Origin of the sequence: Pedobacter ginsengiterrae, assembly GCF_039537385.1 — a bacterium.
GTDB lineage: Bacteria > Bacteroidota > Bacteroidia > Sphingobacteriales > Sphingobacteriaceae > Pedobacter > Pedobacter ginsengiterrae.
Map to the genome: position 1 here is coordinate 161083 of NZ_BAABAK010000011.1, position 18548 is coordinate 179630.

14 protein-coding genes are annotated in these 18548 nt (G+C 36.3%); 4 read left to right on the forward strand and 10 right to left on the reverse strand.

Annotated features, from left to right (window positions below; translation table 11 throughout):
• Positions 1–143 precede the first annotated feature (143 nt).
• Positions 144–1553 (forward strand): D-alanyl-D-alanine carboxypeptidase/D-alanyl-D-alanine endopeptidase, encoded by a 1410-nt coding sequence (dacB, locus tag ABD692_RS12065; protein WP_344767278.1) that lies wholly within the window; start codon positions 144–146, stop codon positions 1551–1553.
• Between the two features lie 155 nt (positions 1554–1708).
• Here the strand turns inward: dacB and ABD692_RS12070 are convergent, their stop codons facing one another.
• Entirely contained in the window at positions 1709–4072 is a 2364-nt protein-coding gene (locus ABD692_RS12070) for a mechanosensitive ion channel family protein (RefSeq protein ID WP_344767280.1), read from the reverse strand.
• 637 nt (positions 4073–4709) lie between these two features.
• On the opposite strand from ABD692_RS12070, the gene eno reads away from it, so the two are divergent.
• Both eno and ABD692_RS12080 read left to right on the forward strand, forming a co-directional pair.
• Positions 4710–6005, forward strand: coding sequence for a phosphopyruvate hydratase (gene eno, locus ABD692_RS12075; RefSeq protein WP_344767282.1), 1296 nt, complete (start codon positions 4710–4712; stop codon positions 6003–6005).
• Positions 6006–6183: 178 nt separating this feature from the next.
• A complete protein-coding gene (locus ABD692_RS12080) occupies positions 6184–6483 on the forward strand; it encodes an FtsB family cell division protein (protein ID WP_010599472.1) in 300 nt (99 codons plus the stop codon).
• A 101-nt stretch (positions 6484–6584) separates the two neighbouring features.
• On the opposite strand, the gene ABD692_RS12085 is transcribed toward ABD692_RS12080, so the two are convergent.
• The gene (locus tag ABD692_RS12085) at positions 6585–7205 is read right to left on the reverse strand and encodes a trimeric intracellular cation channel family protein (RefSeq protein WP_316756673.1); all 621 of its coding nucleotides are present in this window, start codon (positions 7203–7205) and stop codon (positions 6585–6587) included.
• Entirely contained in the window at positions 7192–9276 is a 2085-nt protein-coding gene (locus ABD692_RS12090) for a hypothetical protein (protein WP_344767286.1), read from the reverse strand. Before ABD692_RS12090 ends, ABD692_RS12085 begins: the two co-directional genes overlap by 14 nt.
• A 191-nt stretch (positions 9277–9467) precedes the next feature.
• Between ABD692_RS12090 and ABD692_RS12095 the strand changes: the two genes are divergently transcribed.
• Entirely contained in the window at positions 9468–10202 is a 735-nt protein-coding gene (locus ABD692_RS12095; RefSeq protein WP_344767288.1) for a L,D-transpeptidase family protein, read from the forward strand.
• Between the two features lie 218 nt (positions 10203–10420).
• Here the strand turns inward: ABD692_RS12095 and fabG are convergent, their stop codons facing one another.
• The 7 genes from fabG to ABD692_RS12130 all read right to left on the reverse strand — a co-directional run bounded on the left by fabG (position 10421) and on the right by ABD692_RS12130 (position 18436).
• Positions 10421–11164, reverse strand: a complete 744-nt coding sequence (gene fabG / locus ABD692_RS12100; protein ID WP_344767290.1) for a 3-oxoacyl-[acyl-carrier-protein] reductase — start codon at positions 11162–11164, stop codon at positions 10421–10423.
• Between the two features lie 114 nt (positions 11165–11278).
• The gene (locus tag ABD692_RS12105; protein WP_344767292.1) at positions 11279–12355 is read right to left on the reverse strand and encodes an agmatine deiminase family protein; all 1077 of its coding nucleotides are present in this window, start codon (positions 12353–12355) and stop codon (positions 11279–11281) included.
• Positions 12356–12437: 82 nt separating this feature from the next.
• Positions 12438–13313 (reverse strand): carbon-nitrogen hydrolase, encoded by an 876-nt coding sequence (locus ABD692_RS12110; RefSeq protein ID WP_344767294.1) that lies wholly within the window; start codon positions 13311–13313, stop codon positions 12438–12440.
• Positions 13314–13752: 439 nt separating this feature from the next.
• Positions 13753–13971, reverse strand: a complete 219-nt coding sequence (locus tag ABD692_RS12115) for a cysteine-rich CWC family protein (RefSeq protein ID WP_316756661.1) — start codon at positions 13969–13971, stop codon at positions 13753–13755.
• A 133-nt stretch (positions 13972–14104) separates the two neighbouring features.
• On the reverse strand, positions 14105–16489 hold the full coding sequence (locus ABD692_RS12120) for a ribonucleoside-diphosphate reductase subunit alpha (RefSeq protein WP_316756658.1): 2385 nt from the start codon (positions 16487–16489) through the stop codon (positions 14105–14107).
• A gap of 139 nt (positions 16490–16628) precedes the next feature.
• Positions 16629–17600: a ribonucleoside-diphosphate reductase small subunit gene (locus ABD692_RS12125; protein WP_109931222.1), complete on the reverse strand. Its 972-nt coding sequence runs from the start codon at positions 17598–17600 to the stop codon at positions 16629–16631.
• Between the two features lie 455 nt (positions 17601–18055).
• Complete coding sequence (locus ABD692_RS12130) at positions 18056–18436, reverse strand: septal ring lytic transglycosylase RlpA family protein (protein ID WP_316756653.1); 381 nt, start codon at positions 18434–18436, stop codon at positions 18056–18058.
• Positions 18437–18548: the final 112 nt, after the last annotated feature.

An 18548-nucleotide genomic window follows, 5' to 3' on the forward strand; every position in this document is an offset into this window, starting at 1 on the left:
CCATCAGGATTTGGCAAAAGGCGGGGCTACATAAACATGAAACCCACAGGTTTTGCTTTCCAAATAAAAATAGTTACAATCCATTATTATTGGTCAGGGTTTTCAAATAATTTTATATTTGTTCATCATCAAAAGATAAATCTATGCGTTTAAAAATACCTTTGCTTTTCATATCGATTCTTGCAGGCAACATCGTTGGTGCTCAAAACAGAATTCAAAACCTCGAAAAAGCATTTAATAATTTACTGGCTGATGAACAGGCAAAACACGCCATTACCTCACTTTGTGTTTTGGATGCCAATACAGGAAAAGTTCTGTTTGCCAAGAACGAGCAGATTGGCTTGGCTACAGCATCAACTTTAAAAACGATTACTGCAGCAACAGCATTCAGTATTTTAGGTAAAGATTTTCAGTTTCAAACTACATTAGCTTATACTGGAAATATTACGCCTGATGGAACTTTAAAAGGAAATTTAATCATCGCTGGTAGTGGCGATCCAACTTTGGGTTCTCCACGTTACCAAAACAAAGAAAATGCAGTTTTAACACAATGGGTTGCCGCAATAAAAGCAGCTGGCATTAAAAAGATTGAAGGCGCCATTATTGGCGATGATCGTATTTTTGGTACGCAAACCACTCCCGAAGGTTGGGTTTGGCAAGATATTGGTAATTATTACGGTGCTGGAACTTCGGGTTTGGCATGGAGAGAAAATCAATTTGATATTTATTTAAAACCAGGAACAGATACAGCTGATGAAGTTAGAATCATTAAAACCGTTCCTGAAACACCATATATTCAAATTGTAAATGAATTAAAAACGGGCAGTTCAGGAAGCGGCGATAGAAGTTATGCGTTTCTTCCTCCATACTCAAACGTGGCATATTTACGGGGCAGTTGGGGCATGGGAATTGGCAAAACAGGAATTTCTGTAGCGTTGCCTGACCCTACTTTTGATTGTGCTTATCGTTTGCAAGATACTTTGAAAAGATTAGGCATTTCGACCAATCAACACGCTACAACCACAAGGTTAATGGAATTGAATAAACAGGCAATCCCAGCAATTACTCAAAAAATAAGCACCATAAGCTCACCAACTTTGAGTGAAATTACTTATTGGTTTTTGAAGAAAAGCATTAATTTGTATGGAGAAACGTTGCTAAAAACCATTGCCTTAAAATCTGGGAAAACAGCCACCACCTCAAAAGGTGCCGAAACGGAAATTAATTATTGGGCAGCAAAAGGAATCGACAAATCGGCTTTAAACATTATTGATGGCAGCGGTCTTTCGCCTGGCGATCGGATAACAACATCGGCAATGGCTAGTATTTTATTTCAAGTTCAAAAAGAAAATTGGTTCTCTGATTTTTATAAAGGGTTGCCAGAATATAACGGTATGAAAATTAAAAGTGGTACTATAAATGATGTTTCGGCCTTTGCAGGCTATCATACCGATGGCGCTGGGAATAAGTATGTAGTAGTAATTAACATTAATAATTATAGCGGAAGTGGAATCAACAAAAAACTTTTTAAGGTTTTAGATGAGTTGAAATAAGTTTTAGGCAACTCGAATATCAACTATGGCTATTTTGCGTTAACGATGGAAGCGGCATCCTTTTTGGCTGTAATGCGGAGCGTAGTCGAAGCACAGCCAAAAAGATAGAGCGTACAGCGTGTTAAAACGCCCAAATCATCTTGCGGCATTTGTGCTTAACCTAAAGGCCTAACCTGAAGTTTAATTCCCGCTTCGGTTAGAACCGTTTTAACATCGTTCATTGCTTCAGTACGAACTTCGCCAGCAACTGATAAATCCGCAACCCATAACAATGTTCTAATACTAATTGCGTATTCGCCAAAATCTTGAATAATAATTACAGGCTTAGGTAATGATAAAACCCTTTCGTTTTTCGCCAATTTATCTCCTATTATTTTACGGGCAACCTCTATATCCGTTTCATAAGGTACGCTGATGTTAAATTCTATGCGTTTACTTCTGTCTTGCATGGTCCAGTTGATCAGATGCTGAGATAATAAATCGCCGTTTGGAACAATAATATCAGAACCTTCAGCACTGTGAATTTTACTCGAGCGTACTCCAATTTCTTTAACCACACCCGATTTTGTTCCTATTTCGATCTGGTCGCCTATTTGTATCGGGCGCTCAAAGGCGATGATAACACCCGAAACCAAATTATTTACAATATTTTGTAAACCAAAACCAATACCAACACCCAATGCGCCAAGCATTATAGAAAGTTTATCAATAGGGATACCAGCGGCCGCCACGGCAATAAAGAAACCGATTGTCCAGATAGCCAATCGAATCAGTAACATCATGGAATTTAATCCACTTCTCTTACCACCAGAAACTGCTTTCTCATGGCCAAAAAAGAAACTGATGAAACTTGAAATTACTGAGGAAAGCCAAAGAATACAGATAAAAATTGCAATGCTTGCAAAGGTGAATTTGTAACTGCCAATGCTTCTTGTTTCGTTAAAGAAATTAGATGTAGATGATGTAAGTAAATCGTATAGTGTAATGTTTCTAACAAAAGACACAAAAAATACCAATGCAGCAATTACCCATAAATAACGTTGGAGACGAAACTGCAATTCTTTATAATTGATAAAATCGGAAAACCTACTCGATTGATATGCTTCCGTTTGTAAATAAATGGCCTCTAAAACCATTGTACAAAAAACTTTTAAACTAATACCCAGCATTAAACATTGAATAGCACTAACGCCAAATATTTTTGCAAGCGATAATCTACCTGTGAGGTTGAATAATAATGATAATGCTACCTGAATAATGGTAAAGATGATTAAAGCCTTTGTTGCTGATGAGGATTCTAACTGAATAAATAATTTTGTTTTATTTCGAAGAACACCTAAACATATAACGATAAGCAAGATTCCAGCAATAAATAGTGTCCATCTTTCTCCATAGGATGAATCTAATAAAATATCATCCAGTGCATAAAAACACCACATAATAATTAAAGAATACCACATCAACTTTGCTTCTCGAGTTAAAAACGGAGGAATCAAGAAACATAATGCGGCAAGCCGAAGTAACTCAAATGTATGCAAGAGCGACATAGTCGGGTTGGCAAAAAGAAACGGAATGTATGTAAAAAATGCAAAAATTGAACTAATCAAAACACTACGTTTTAAGAAGTTTACTTGGTTTAAAATACTATCCTTATCCTCAAGCTTTTTAACTCTCCGCATGTTCGAGATCATCCAGGCGGTTAATAAGCCAAAGATAAAAAGGCCCAGTACCACAATTGATATTTTACCGCCCAAGAAAATTATAAGAATTCTACCTGAACGTTCTAATGCTTTAATTACCGTTTCAAAAAAGGAGCTATCATACTGACTTTGTTTAGAGCTAAACAATGGTGCTTCCTCTTGCGACCACATATTTATCCTTTTCGAAATTGATAAATAAACCATATCTGATGATAGGTTTTTGGTTTGCAAAAGATTAACAGATATTCGACTGCTTAATAAGTTAAGTTTAGTAAGAACTTGTTTTTGGGAAATATTAAGTTTTTTCCCATCGTTTAAAACTTCTGAAAGTTGGGTTTTAAGCGTCGAATCGGCAACCTGAGCTTTTAAGCCAGCATCGTCGAGCATTTTCTTTAAATCGCTGTTACTTTTATTTAATTGAGTTACGTATTCTGTTAAAACTGTTTTGTAACTAAGTAAATTATCAGAAACCTCTGCCAGCATAATTACGGCACTATTAAGACTCCTCAGGTTCATGTTTGCTCCGTTTTTTTCGAAGCGGGTTTTGAAACCTTTTACCTTCTTCGTTATATCTGGCAATGCGTTTTCGATTCGGCGAACATCATAACCTCGTTGTAATAGAAATTTATCTCGATCTATTTTAAAGTTGTAAGTCTCGATTTTTGTAACCAATAATGGAATTTGAGATTCATCAAGTAGCTTAATTTTTTTAACTGTTGTAGAATCTTTAGTTTGTGCAGATAGCAGTTGAACAGAAAATAAAACTGTTGCAAATAAAAGTATAAAAAAGCTTTTTTTATGGAGGCCAACGGAAGACATATTTATGTATTACTGTAAATTTTAAATAAAGACTGCAAAACTTTGGATTGGTTTGAATAAGGAACGATAAAGTTAAAGTTTTATTCGCATTTTCATCTAAATCTTATCAAGTCGATTTCGTTGTTTGGGTAGCCTCCAAGATTATGAAACTTGGTTTAGTGATTTGCTCATCAGGTAAGTTCCTTATCTGGCAATTTATATTTTATGTGATTTACATTTTTGGCTACCTTGAATTCCCCTCCTTTGGAGGGATGCCTGAAACACCCGGTGTTTTTTCTCTTGCAAAATTTAAGTTCTTTAAACCCGATTGAAGTGGAATACTTTTTTACCGCATTGCACTAGAATATATTGTCATGCTGAAGAACGAAGCAACCGATGAAAAAGATAATTTGTGCTTCAATATGACAGAATTTGAAAAAAGATTGCAACGAAAAGCGGGACAACAGGGATCGAAAAGCAATTACAATTGCTTTCCAAAAATTCTATATTAATTTAAAATTAACGCCAAATTACTAACGTAACATTAACCTCGAAAACGCTTTATTTATTTAAAAAATATATTAACTTTGATGTTACGCTTAGTAATTGTACTTTGTACACTAAGCGGGTTAAAAAATCAACAAAAAATCAAATAGAAATGAGCATAATTGTTAATGTCCATGCGAGACAAATCCTCGATTCAAGAGGCAATCCAACAGTAGAAGTTGAAGTAGTTACAGAAGCAGGCGCATTTGGTCGTGCAGCTGTACCGAGCGGTGCATCTACTGGCCAGTATGAGGCTGTTGAGTTACGTGATGGAGATAAATCTACATATTTGGGTAAAGGCGTATTAAAAGCTGTAGAAAATGTAAACACTAAAATTGCTGATGCATTGAGAGGTGTTGATGTTTTTGAGCAAAACGCAATTGACAAATTAATGTTGGAGCTTGATGGTACTGAAAACAAAGGTAATTTGGGTGCTAACGCAATTTTAGGTGTTTCTTTAGCTGTTGCTAAAGCTGCTGCTGATGAAATTGGTCAGCCTTTATACCGTTATATTGGTGGCGTTAACGCAAACACTTTGCCAATCCCAATGATGAATATCATCAACGGTGGTTCTCACTCTGATGCGCCTATCGCTTTCCAGGAGTTTATGATTATGCCAGTTGGCGCACCATCTTTCTCTGAGGCTTTACGTTGGGGAACTGAAGTTTTTCATAGCTTGAAGAAAATTCTTCACGATAGAGGTTTATCTACTGCTGTAGGTGATGAAGGTGGTTTCGCTCCAACTTTTGATGGTACTGAAGATGCAATTGAAACGGTTTTAAAAGCAATTGAAACTGCTGGTTACAAACCAGGTTCTCAAATTTGTTTAGCCTTAGATTGTGCTTCATCTGAGTTTTACAAAGATGGCAAATACGATTATACTAAATTTGAAGGCGCTACTGGCGTAATTCGTTCTAGCGAAGAGCAAGCACAATATTTAGCTGATCTTTCTGCAAAATATCCAATTATCTCTATCGAAGATGGTATGGATGAGAATGACTGGACGGGTTGGAAAAGCTTAACTGATAAAGTTGGAGACCGTGTTCAATTAGTAGGTGATGATTTATTTGTTACGAACGTTACGCGTTTACAACGTGGTATTGATGAGGCTACAGCAAACTCAATCCTGGTAAAAGTAAACCAAATCGGTTCTTTAACTGAAACGATTAATGCGGTAACCTTAGCTCAAAACAACGGCTACACTTCGGTAATGAGTCACCGTTCTGGCGAAACTGAAGATGTTACTATTGCTGATTTAGCGGTTGCTTTAAACTGTGGTCAGATTAAAACTGGTTCAGCTTCTCGTTCTGACAGGATTGCAAAATACAATCAATTATTACGTATTGAAGAAGAATTAGGCGAGAACGCTCGTTTCATCGGTTCGAAATTCAAATACGCTAAGAAATAACCCCTACATCCCCTAAAGGGGCTTAAGGAACTGCCATTAGCCCCTTTAGGGATTTGTGGTGTTAAAAAGTTGAAAAACTTATTTGCAGAACATCTGGAGATTTTAAATCTTCGGATGTTTTTTTATACATTTACGTCATTGCTTCGTGCCTAGCAATGGCGATTTTTTGAGAAAAATTATGAAACGTTTAATAGACCTTTTCCGCAACAAATACTTTCTTGCAACAGCGGCCTTTGCTGTTTGGATGTTATTTTTTGACAAAAACGATATGATGTCGCAATACGAATATCGTAGCCAGGCGAATAAATTGCAGGAAGAAAAGGAATATTTCGAAAAAGAAACCGCTCAGGTTAAAAAAGATTTAAACGAATTAAACACCAATTTAAACACTGCTGAAAAATTCGCTCGCGAAAAGTATTTCATGAAAAAGGATAACGAAGATGTTTTTGTGATTATCCATGAAGAGAAAAAAGATTAACCAGGATTTTTAAGGATTGAAAGATTTTAGGTTCGATTGTAAATAAAAATGGTAAAGTATATGCGATTTTTAGGATTTATAAAGTTAAAAACCAAAAAATTTTAATACTCAAATTTCGGAAGTGAGAGCTTAAACCTTACCGTTACTATCCTCAAAACAAAAATAAAAGCTACTACCGCAAGTTTTGCAACAACACTCTCCACATCTATTTGAATTAAAAAGTAGTAAAGTAAACCACCCAAAATACAAGCGGTAGCATAAATTTCTCTTCTAAATACTAATGGAATGGTGTTGAGCAAAGTGTCTCTAATAATTCCTCCGAAACAACCCGTGATTGTTCCCAATGCAATGCAAATACCAGGATTTAAGCCAAAGGCTATGCCTTTTAATATTCCAACCATTGTAAATAGGCCCAAACCCATACTATCAAACAAGAATAGTGTAATCTTTAATTTCTGCACATGCGTTTTAAAAAACATGGTTGCCAATGCAGTAAACAAAACAATTAAGCAAGTTTGCATATCCCGCATCCAAGCAACAGGTGTATCGCCAATGAGTAAATCTCTAACCGTACCTCCACCAATTGCAGTTACAAAAGCAATAATTAAGACTCCAAATGGGTCGAGCTTGCGTTGCATTGCAGTAAAGGTGCCCGAAATTGCAAAAGCAATTGTTCCTAAAACTTCGATTACTTCTGATGTAGAAATATTATAATTCTCCATTGCGCTTACGTAAAAACCATTCTGTGGTCAGTAAAATTAAAATCAATCCGAATAACCATTTCATGTTAATAAGCTCATCATATTTGCGGTCTTCGTAGCTAATGGTTTTAATATTTTCGTTTTTAAGAATCTCATCAGCAATTTTCAGCAAATCAGCTGGCATAAAAAGCTTTCCATTACTTTGTTTTGAAATGGTATTAAGCAATTGATGATTGGCAGTAGTTTGCTGGTATTCAGCAATTAACGCATTTACATAGAAACTTCCAGATGCTGTGAATTTTTTACCGCCCAGAGAGGTACTTGCTGTATAGCTGTAGTTTCCTGCAGCCATTGTTCCAGCATCGAGTTGGTAAGCAGTTTCTGTTTTCGAAAAAACATAATTGAAATATTTCCCTGCCTCATTTTTAACCTGTAATTTCACTTCAGGTTCATTTACCGCTTGATAGCTTTCATTGTAAAGCGTTCCATTGAATTGGATAGATTCATTTTCATCATATGCAGATTTAGAAGTAAACACCTTAAATCTTCGCTTATCATCTTTTACTGAAAGATATTGTACGGTTTTAGAAATCAAATCATTTAAGCTTGATTGCTCACTTTCGTTTTCAGCTTCAGAAAGTTTCCAACGCCATAAGCCCTCTCCCATTAAATAACCTGCTTTTTGGCCATTATCATTAATAAAGAATAATAGAGGTTGTGAGGTACTTACCTTTCCGATACGTTGGTTAAAAATTGGTGTTGCACTGGCGTTCACTGTTAACCTACCAAAAGGCATCAATAATGGGTCGAAAGTAGAAAACCGCTTCTTATCTTCTTCGGATAAATTAAAGCTCGTAAAACCATTAGCAAAATCGGGATAAACTTCTTGAATGGAACCATTGGCCGCACCTAAATTAACTTGGTTCTGGATTTGATTGAAAGCATTTACATTACTTTGTGCACCCAAAACATACCATATGGGTTTCTTTAAAGCTTTTACTTTTTGTAAAAATGCAGTCGAGATATTCTGAACATCTGGCAATTGATACAGTACAATCAAATCAAACTTGGATGGGTCTGTTGCATTTAAATCATCCGCTAAAGCAAGTTTTGCCTCATAATGTTTATTTAGTGAAACGGCTTCTTTCAAAACCGCTAAATCGGGATGCGGAGCAGCAGCAGCGAGCAATACTTTTTGTCTTCCATCGATCACTTCCACATAAAAAGTTTGTGAATTATTTTTCGTTGTGATTTCGTTTTGTAGTGCAGTAAGTTGAACGGTATATTTTTGAATACCGACTTTACCAGCATGTAATTTTACGGGAATGGTTTTCACAAAAGAATTTCCGCTAATGGCAATACTTTGTTGCTGAACCTTTGCACCATTTTGATTCACTGTTAACGCCGTGCTTTCTCTATCACTTTGAAATGCCTGAACCTGAACTTCAATCGTAAAATCGTCATCTAAATAAACGATGTTGTTATAGTTTACATTTGAAATTAAAACATCGCGTTTCGGAATGCTATCGCCCAAAGCAACAGTATAAACTGGTGTATTGATTTGGTTAATGCTATACAATGGATTACCGCCATGATTGAAAATACCATCAGTAGCCAAAATAATAGCTCCCACGTTTCTATTGGCATATTCATCTTTTATTTTCTGGAAAAATGACGATGCATCAGAAAGTTTACCTTGGTTTTTAAAATCTAAACCATCATTTACTTTATCTGAAAAATTGTAAGCTTTAACTTCATATTTATCCGAAAGTTTATCCTGTAAAGTTTTAAGGTTTTGTTCGTAAAGGTTCTGGTTAAAACCTGGCGCTTTAACCTGACCAACAGATAGCGAATTATCTTGCCCGATAATGATGACAGGTTTATCTAAAGTATAGTTTAGCGTTTTAATTAATGGTGCAAACAACAGCCAGGCTATAGCGGTAACAGCAATTATCCTGATTGTTGCTAAACCATACCGCAGTTTTTTATCCAGATTTTTATTCCCACGATACAGCAAAAACGCATACAAAATACCCAAAGCAAGGCAACCTAAAAAATACAAAATAGAAGTACCAGCAAAAAAGCTATTCATATTTTATAAAGATGCTAATTTTGTGTTTAACCGCAAAGAAAGGTGCTAAAGCTTTTACCACGGAGATTTTTGAATTTTAATATTTACATATTTTGCCTCGGAAACTCGGAAAACGGTTTTCTTCAGTGTAAATCGGTGTTTCCGTGGCATGCTTTACAAATAAATATTTAGCTTTAACCAAACCAAATTTTATGAAGTTAATCTATTTAACGTTTTTATTATCCCTCAATATAATGGCCAGTGCCCAAAACAATTTCAAAGCAACCCAAATAAAATTCGAAAGAGTAGAAAAAGCTTACAACGAAAAATGGGGAACTTTAGAAAAATTTGTGAAAGCTGCTGGTTTTGGTAACTATTTTTCTATGATGATTAACGCCTATAAAGCTGAGGGAAAGTTAGAGGTTTGGTTGAAAGGCAATTCGGATCAGCAATATAAACTATTTAGAACTTACGATTTCTGTGCGCATTCTGGCACATTAGGCCCGAAAGTTATTGAAGGCGACGGACAAACGCCTGAAGGTTTTTATTACATTAATGTTTTCAACCCGATGAGTAGTTTTCACTTATCACTCGGTGTTAATTATCCAAATTCGGTTGATTTAGCCAGAACTGGAAAAGATAGAAAACCTGGTAACGATATTTACATCCATGGCAATTGCGTAACTGTTGGTTGTATTCCACTTACAGATGAAAAGATTAAAGAAGTTTACGTTTTAGCAGTTGAAGCTAGAGATTCTGGTCAGGAGAAAATACCTGTTAACATCTATCCTTTCAAAATGACAGCTGGAAATATGAAAAGGTATGCGCTACAATTCCCAAATCAAGCAAGCTTTTGGAAAGCTTTGCAACCTGGATATTTGGCTTTTGAAAAAAACAAAAACTTAGCTAACATTAGGGAAGTGAAAGGAAAGTATGTTGTAAAATAAAACCTGCTAAACTTTTCGCTTTAAGCCTGCTTGCTGGTCGAGATTTATAATCTCGATCAATTGATTTATGGATTTGTAATCCATTTAAAAAGACGGGATTGCAAATCCCGACTAACGAGTAGAACGTGAAGGAAAAGTACTTTGTAAAATAAAACCTACTAAACTTTTTTGTCTAGCAGGTTAACTTTTATCTTTTGCCTTTAAGCTTTCAGCTTAAATTACAGCATTCCACCACAAACAGAAAGCGTTTGCCCAGTAACGTAAGCGCTCATATCTGATGCTAAAAACACACAAACATTAGCAATATCTTCCGTTTCACCAGCACGCTTCAACGGAATATCTTTTTCCCAACCCGCAACAACAGCAGGGTCTAAAACCTCTGTCATTTCTGTACGGATAAAACCCGGAGCAACCACGTTAGCACGAATATTTCTAGATCCTAATTCTTTAGCCACAGATTTTGTAAAGCCGATAATACCTGCTTTAGATGCAGCATAGTTTGCTTGTCCTGCGTTACCTGTAACACCAACCACCGAACTCATATTAATGAAGACGCCTTTACGGGCTTTCATCATCACTTTCGATGCAGCTTTAGTTACATTGAATATAGATTTTAAGTTAATGTTGATAACATCATCCCAATTTTCTTCGCTCATACGCATTAACAAACCATCTTTGGTAATACCTGCGTTATTTACAACAATGTCTATCGTTCCGAAATCGGCAACAATATCATTAATTAATTGTTCAGCCTGATCAAATTTTGATGCATCAGAGCGGTAACCCTTAACCTTTGTTCCAAAGCTTTGCAATTCTTGCTCTAAAGCTTCGCCTTTCTCAACTGATGATAAGTATGTAAAAGCAACGTTGGCACCTTGCTCAGCAAATTTTTCAGCTATTTTACGACCAATACCTTTCGATGCTCCAGTAATTAATGCTGTTTTTCCTTCTAATAATTTCATAACCCCTAAATCCCCTAAAGGGGACTTTTATATAATGTGTAAAAAATTTAAACTGTTGTAAAGTTAATACTTAAAACGAAATTGACTAATGGCTTTCGACTTAAGTCTAACGACTTAAACCGCCGGTTCCTGCTGACTCAAACAATGGAAACTGCCTAAGCCCCAAATTAGATCAACTGAATTGATGCCGATAACTTTTCTATCTGGGAAACAACCTTGAATAATATCTAAAGCTTTTTGGTCGTTTACATCATTAAAAATTGGCACAACAACTGCAGCGTTTGCGATGTAAAAATTAGCATAAGATGCAGGTAAACGTGTATCATCAAAAATTACTGGTGATGGCATCGGCAACTCCACAATATTCAATGAACGACCATCTTTTAACTTCATTGCTTTCAAAGCTTCTAAATTCTCCTGTAACAAAAGATAATTTTCATCCAAAGGATTGCTTTCAACAACCGTTAAAACAGTGTCTTCATTTACGAAACGTGTAATATCATCAATGTGACCATCAGTATCATCGCCTACTATTCCATCGCCCAACCACAAAACCTGTTCTTGTCCGTAATATTCAAGCAAATATTGCTCAATCTGCTCTTTCGTTAAATGTGGATTGCGATTTTCGTTCAACAAACACGCGGTCGTGGTTAAAACCGTACCAGCTCCATTAAATTCTACAGAACCACCCTCCATCACAATATCTGGAGTAAATAAAGGCAAATCGAAATGCTTCGCAATTTTAGTTGGTACCACATCATCTAAATCAAAAGGAGGATATTTTCCACCCCAGGCATTGTAACCCCAATCTATTACCGCCTTTTCGTTCCCTTTAACCACAAATGCAGGTCCGTGATCACGGCACCAGGCATCGTTAGTTTCGTTAAAATAAAATTCAATTTGCGATAAATCTGCATCAACTTTTGTTAATTCAGCAACAGCAAACGCTTTCATTTCTTCATCTTTAACATTAATGCGAACTTTTTCGCCTTCGGCAACAATTTTAATAAATTCGCAATATGGCTTGTAAATCGTTTCAATTTTCCCTGGCCAGCTCGCTTCCTTGTGCGGCCAGCTTAACCAGGTTGCCTCATGCTTCGCCCATTCAGCAGGGAAAGCATAACGTTGTTGTTTCGGCGAATAATCAAATTGATTAATATTTAAATGTTCTTTTGGTGGGAAATTTGACATCAATTTTTGTTTTATAAAATGAATGGTTCGTGAGGACACGAACCATGGATTTTCAATTAGGTTTTCACTTTAAGTTTTAGCCTTAATCTTCATCAATATATCTTTTCGTAATCGGCTGATAAGAATCAATCCTTCTATCTCTCAAAAACGGCCAATGCTTACGCATGAAGTCACTTTGGTCTAAATCCAGCTCTACCACTTCAGTTTCTTCTTGATCATGCGAAGCTAAATAAAGCAATTTACCTTGCGCATTCGTAGCGAAGCTTCCACCCCAGAATTTCATTGCACCATCTTGCTCAAAACCAACGCGGTTTACACTCACTACTGGAACGCCATTTGCAACCGAATGCGAACGTTGAATGGTTTGCCAAGCATTATATTGATCCTCGTTGGTTTCTTCATCCTGTGTTGTATCCCAACCAATTGCCGTTGGATAAAACATAATATCAGCACCCATTAAAGCTGTAATTCTTGAAGCTTCTGGATACCATTGGTCCCAACAAATTAAGATACCGATTTTGGCGAATTTCGTTTCGAAAACCTTATAACCTAAATCGCCTGGTGTGAAGTAAAATTTCTCGTAAAAAGCCGGGTCATCAGGAATATGCATTTTGCGGTATTTACCTAAATAAGAGCCATCAGCATCTAAAACAGCAGTTGTATTGTGGTAAATACCAGCAGCACGTTTCTCAAATAAAGAAGCAATAATTACAACCTCCAATTCCTTAGCTACAACCTGCAAAGCATCAGTAGATGGACCAGGAATAGCCTCAGCTAAGTCGAAATTTGCATAATCTTCCACATCGCAGAAATACAATGAAGTAAAAAGCTCTTGCAAACACACAATTTGTGCACCTTTTGCGGCCGCTTCTCTTACTTTTACAATCGCTTTATCTAAATTTTCCTGCTTATCTTTAGTACAACTCATTTGTACCAAGCCAACTTTTACTTTCTTCATTTCTTAAAATTATTGGATGAAAGAACAATAGAATGAGTGAATTGCAAGCATTCAACCGTTCAAAATTCTTTCACTCTAAATTAAGTTGCAAAGTTACTATTTTGTTTAAAAGTAGAACGGCATAATTGTGTAATTGTTTTTTTTGAAAAGCAAAGGCAGTATTTAAATCATTGTCAGTCGGGCTATCCGTTAAATCTTTTTTTGTTACTGTCACACTGAGCCTGTCGAAGTGCAACAAAAAAAGGATATCACTTCTATCCCGTTTAGGTAAGAAAAGATATTGCTACTATTTTGGATTGCAACATTTATAAATTCGGCTAAAGCCAGTTTAGAATTTTTAATATTCAGGCAGCTAAAGCAGCCTGCAATGAACACCCCATTTAATAGCCACATATCATTTCATTGCCCCCCAGCTTCAGCCAACGGTTCGCTAGAAAGATTACACCCCAATCTCTTCCCTGTACTCTTGTTGTAACTCGAAAAGACATTTTGCGCACAAACAACCATCATACAATTCAGAAATGTATTGAACTTCGTTGATGCTGAGTTGCACTACGCTACACTGGCATTTGGTGTAAGAATTTGCCTTACATTCTATAGCCGTTCCACATCTTTCGCAGGGAATGATTTCGTGTTTGCTATGTGGAATGTTAGACATTTAGCAAAAGTAAGGACAAAAAATAAGGTTTTGAGCGTTTGCTCAAAACCTTATCTATTTTATTGCTTTAAGATTGCTTCGTGCCTCGCAATGACGAGCATGATGGCAAGCTTTTCACTTTAATCTCTCGGCTTTAACCTGAGCAGCTAATACAGCCTTCTTCCATTGAACAAACTGGTCCGTCAACGATTTCTTCTGCAACTTGGTCTTGAGTCATTTCAGCAGGAATTACCGCTTCGATAGCTTTACCACCCTGGTTTTCAACAGTGAATTTAACTGCTTGAGATGCCGCTTGAGTACGTAAGTAATACATACCAGTTTTCAAACCTTTTTCCCATGCGTAGAAATGCATTGAAGTTAATTTCGAAGTGTTTGGTGCATTTACAAACAAGTTTAACGATTGCGATTGACAGATATATGCGCCACGGTCTGCAGCCATATCGATGATGTTACGCATCTTAATCTCCCAAACAGTTTTGTATAATTCTTTAATGTAATCAGGAATTGCAGCAATACCTTGGATTGAACCATTTGCCAATATGATTTGATTTTTCATATCGTTATTCCACAAACCTAGTGCAACTAAATCTTTCAATAAGTGTTTGTTTACCACTACAAACTCTCCACTTAATACACGACGGGTGTAAATGTTTGAAGTATATGGTTCGAAACATTCGTTGTTACCTAAGATTTGAGAAGTAGATGCAGTTGGCATTGGCGCAACCAATAATGAGTTGTACACACCATCTTTAACAACTTTCTTGCGCAACGCGTTCCAATCCCAACGGCCGCTATCTGGAGTTACATTCCATAAATCAAACTGGAACTGTCCTTTTGATAATGGCGAACCTTTAAACGTTTGGTAAGGACCATTTTTCACAGCTAAATCGTGAGAAGCTGTCATCGATGCGAAATAAATCGTTTCGAAAATATCTTTGTTCAAACGTTTTGCTTCATCGCTTTCGAAAGGTAAACGTAATAAGATAAACGCATCAGCCAAACCTTGCACGCCTAAACCAACTGGTCTGTGGCGCATGTTTGAGTTTTCAGCTTCCTGAACTGGGTAATAGTTATGGTCGATGATTTTATTCAGGTTTAAAGTAGCCTGATAAGTTACATCGTATAATTTTTGGTGGTCGAAAGCACCATTGATTACGAAACGAGGTAAAGCTAATGATGCCAGGTTACAAACCGCAACCTCATCTTTAGAGGTGTACTCAATAATTTCTGTACATAAGTTAGAAGACTTGATTGTACCTAAGTTTTGTTGGTTAGATTTGCTGTTCGCTGCATCTTTAAACAACATATAAGGTGTACCGGTTTCAATTTGCGAATCTAAAATGGCAAACCAAAGTTCTTGTGCTTTAATGGTTTTACGACCACGACCTTCAGCTTCGTATTTAGCATAAAGTTCTTCAAATTCTTTACCGAAACAATCTGCTAAACCTGGTGCTTCGTGTGGGCAAAATAATGTCCATTCGCCATTATCTTTAACACGTTGCATAAACAAATCGTTTATCCAAAGTGCATAAAATAAATCACGGGCACGCATTTCTTCTTTACCGTGGTTTTTACGCAAGTCTAAGAATTCGAAAACATCTGCATGCCATGGCTCTAAATAGATTGCGAAAGCACCTTTACGTTTACCTCCACCTTGGTCTACATAACGAGCCGTATCGTTAAATACACGTAACATTGGAATAATACCGTTACTTGTACCGTTTGTACCACCGATGTAAGAACCTGTTGCGCGGATGTTGTGGATACTTAAACCAATACCACCAGCACTTTGTGAAATTTTAGCCGTTTGTTTTAGCGTATCATAAATACCCTCGATGCTATCGTCTTGCATGGTTAACAAGAAACATGATGACATTTGAGGTTTTGGCGTAGCTGCATTAAACAATGTTGGCGTAGCATGCGTAAACCAACGCTCGCTCATTAAGTTATACGTTTTAATTGCACTCTCGATATCTTCTTTGTGGATACCAACAGAAACACGCATAAATAAATGCTGAGGGCGCTCAACAATTGCACCGTTAACTTTTAAAAGGTAAGACTTTTCCAAAGTTTTGAAACCGAAGTAATCAAAACCAAAATCACGATCGTAAATGATCGAACTATCTAAAATATCTTTGTTTTTTTCAATAATCTCATAAACATCATCAGCGATAAGCGGTGCCGCTTTCTGTGCTTTCGGGTCGAAATATTCGTACAACATTTTCATCGTACCCGAGAATGATTTTGTAGTGTTTTTATGCAAGTTAGAAACCGCAATACGCGATGCTAACAAAGCATAATCAGGGTGTTTTGTAGTTAACGAAGCCGCAGTTTCTGCAGCAAGGTTATCCAACTCTGATGTAGTTACACCATCATATAAGCCTTCGATTACCTTTTTGGCAACATCGATTGGGTCTACAAGGTCTGAATTTAAACTATAGCACAACTTTTGAATACGGGCTGTGATTTTGTCAAATTGTACCGCTTCTTTGCGGCCATCTCTTTTTAGTACGAACATAATTTATGAGATTTATTTTTTAGTATCTAGTAGCGACATCAAGTATCAAGACTTAACCTTTCGCGTTTATAATTCTTGTTTATTTTAGTATTAAGTACAGGTATCAAGACCTCAAGCCTTTCGCCTTAAACCCTCAACCTTAAAAGTCTTCGTCTAAAGAAAACGCTTGTTTGTTGTTATCAGCAGAGGTTAAAACACCACTTTTTTGATAATCCCCTACACGTTTCTCGAAGAAATTTGTTTTTCCTTGTAATGAAATCATTTCCATAAAATCGAATGGATTGGTTGCATTGTAGATTTTTTTGTAACCCAATTCTTGTAACCATCTATCAGCAACGAATTCGATATATTGGCTCATTAATTTTGCATTCATACCAATTAGGGCAACTGGCAATGCATCGGTAATAAATTCTTTTTCGATTTCTACTGCATCGCTGATAATACCGTGAACTTGTTCTTCACTTAATTTATTGCTTAACATGCCGTATAACAAACAAGCAAATTCACAGTGAGAACCCTCATCTCTCGAGATTAATTCATTACTGAAAGTTAATCCTGGCATTAAGCCACGTTTTTTCAACCAAAAGATAGAGCAAAAACTTCCGCTGAAGAAAATACCTTCAACTGCTGCAAATGCTACTAAACGTTCTGCAAAACTTCCGTTTTCAATCCAACGAAGTGCCCATTCTGCTTTTCTTTTTACTGCGGGAACAGTATCGATAGCGTGGAATAAACGATCTTTTTCTTCAGGATCTTTAATATAAGTATCGATCAATAAAGCATAGGTTTCAGCATGGATATTTTCCATCATAATCTGGAAACCATAGAAACAACGAGCTTCTGGCAATTGCACTTCACTCATGAAGTTTACAGCCAGGTTTTCGTTAACAATACCATCACTAGCAGAAAAGAAAGCAAGGATATGAGAAATGAAATGTCTTTCGCCATCATTTAAATTATCCCAGTGTTTTTGGTCGTCAGAAAGGTCAATTTCTTCTGCAGTCCAGAAACTAGCTTCGGTCTTTTTATACATTTCCCAAATTGCCGGATATTTAATCGGCAAAAGCACGAACCTATCTTTGTTTTCTTGTAGTAATAATTCCTGTTCCATAAGCTGATATTTTTTAATCTTCGTTTTAAACAGAGCCGACAAAACCACGCATCCATCAATTTTATATGATGATTGTAATGTTTTTTATCAAAACTCTAGAGTGAAAGTGCTAACCTCGTCGCCTGGCAAACAACGTAGTTTTTAGTTAGGTAAATTTAAAATTATTATCAGAAGGATATCTTTATAAATTACTAAAAACTAAGCTTTTATATTTGTTTCTAAGCGCAAGAAGTTAAAGAACTTTGTTGAAACAAATATATATACGATAGCCATTTTTAGTGAACCAAAGTTGTTAACACTACCATAATTTCAGTGGAGAAACTCATCAGCCAAATATCATTTTCGAGCGAAAAAAAAGCTAATCATTTCTTTTTAAGGGTTTAGTAAACAAATTTAAGTGTTAATAACTTAAATTTTGGGGGTAAAAGCACGTAAAAATAGAGCTAAAAAGAGTATTACTCTAATGTGTAACTCAACCTTACTTTTGCTATACCTTTACGATAGATACCGATCTGTTTAGCAGCACTTTCCGACAAATCAATTGCTAATCTTTTTGAAAAAGGACCTCTGTCATTTACCTTCACAACAACTGATTTTCCATTATCAGGATTAGTTACTGTGATCAATGTGCCGAATGGCAAAGTGCGGTGTGCAGCAGTTAATTTTTTTGCTCTATATTTTGCGCCGCTAGTGGTTCGGCGGCCTTCGAATTTTCTGTGGTAATAAGTTGCGAGAACTGTTTTTTTTATACTATCTGGCTCATTTGATGAATCAGAATTTTGTGCTTTACCTTGTAAAAACAGGAAACAAAAACTTAATAACAGAAAATACTTCATAGGCTAAAATTTCTTTATCGAGCCTGCAAATATAAGCATTTAGTTTATAATCAATAAATTGTAGAAAAACCATGCAAAAAAGGGAATAGAAAGAACGTTATTTTACTAGATA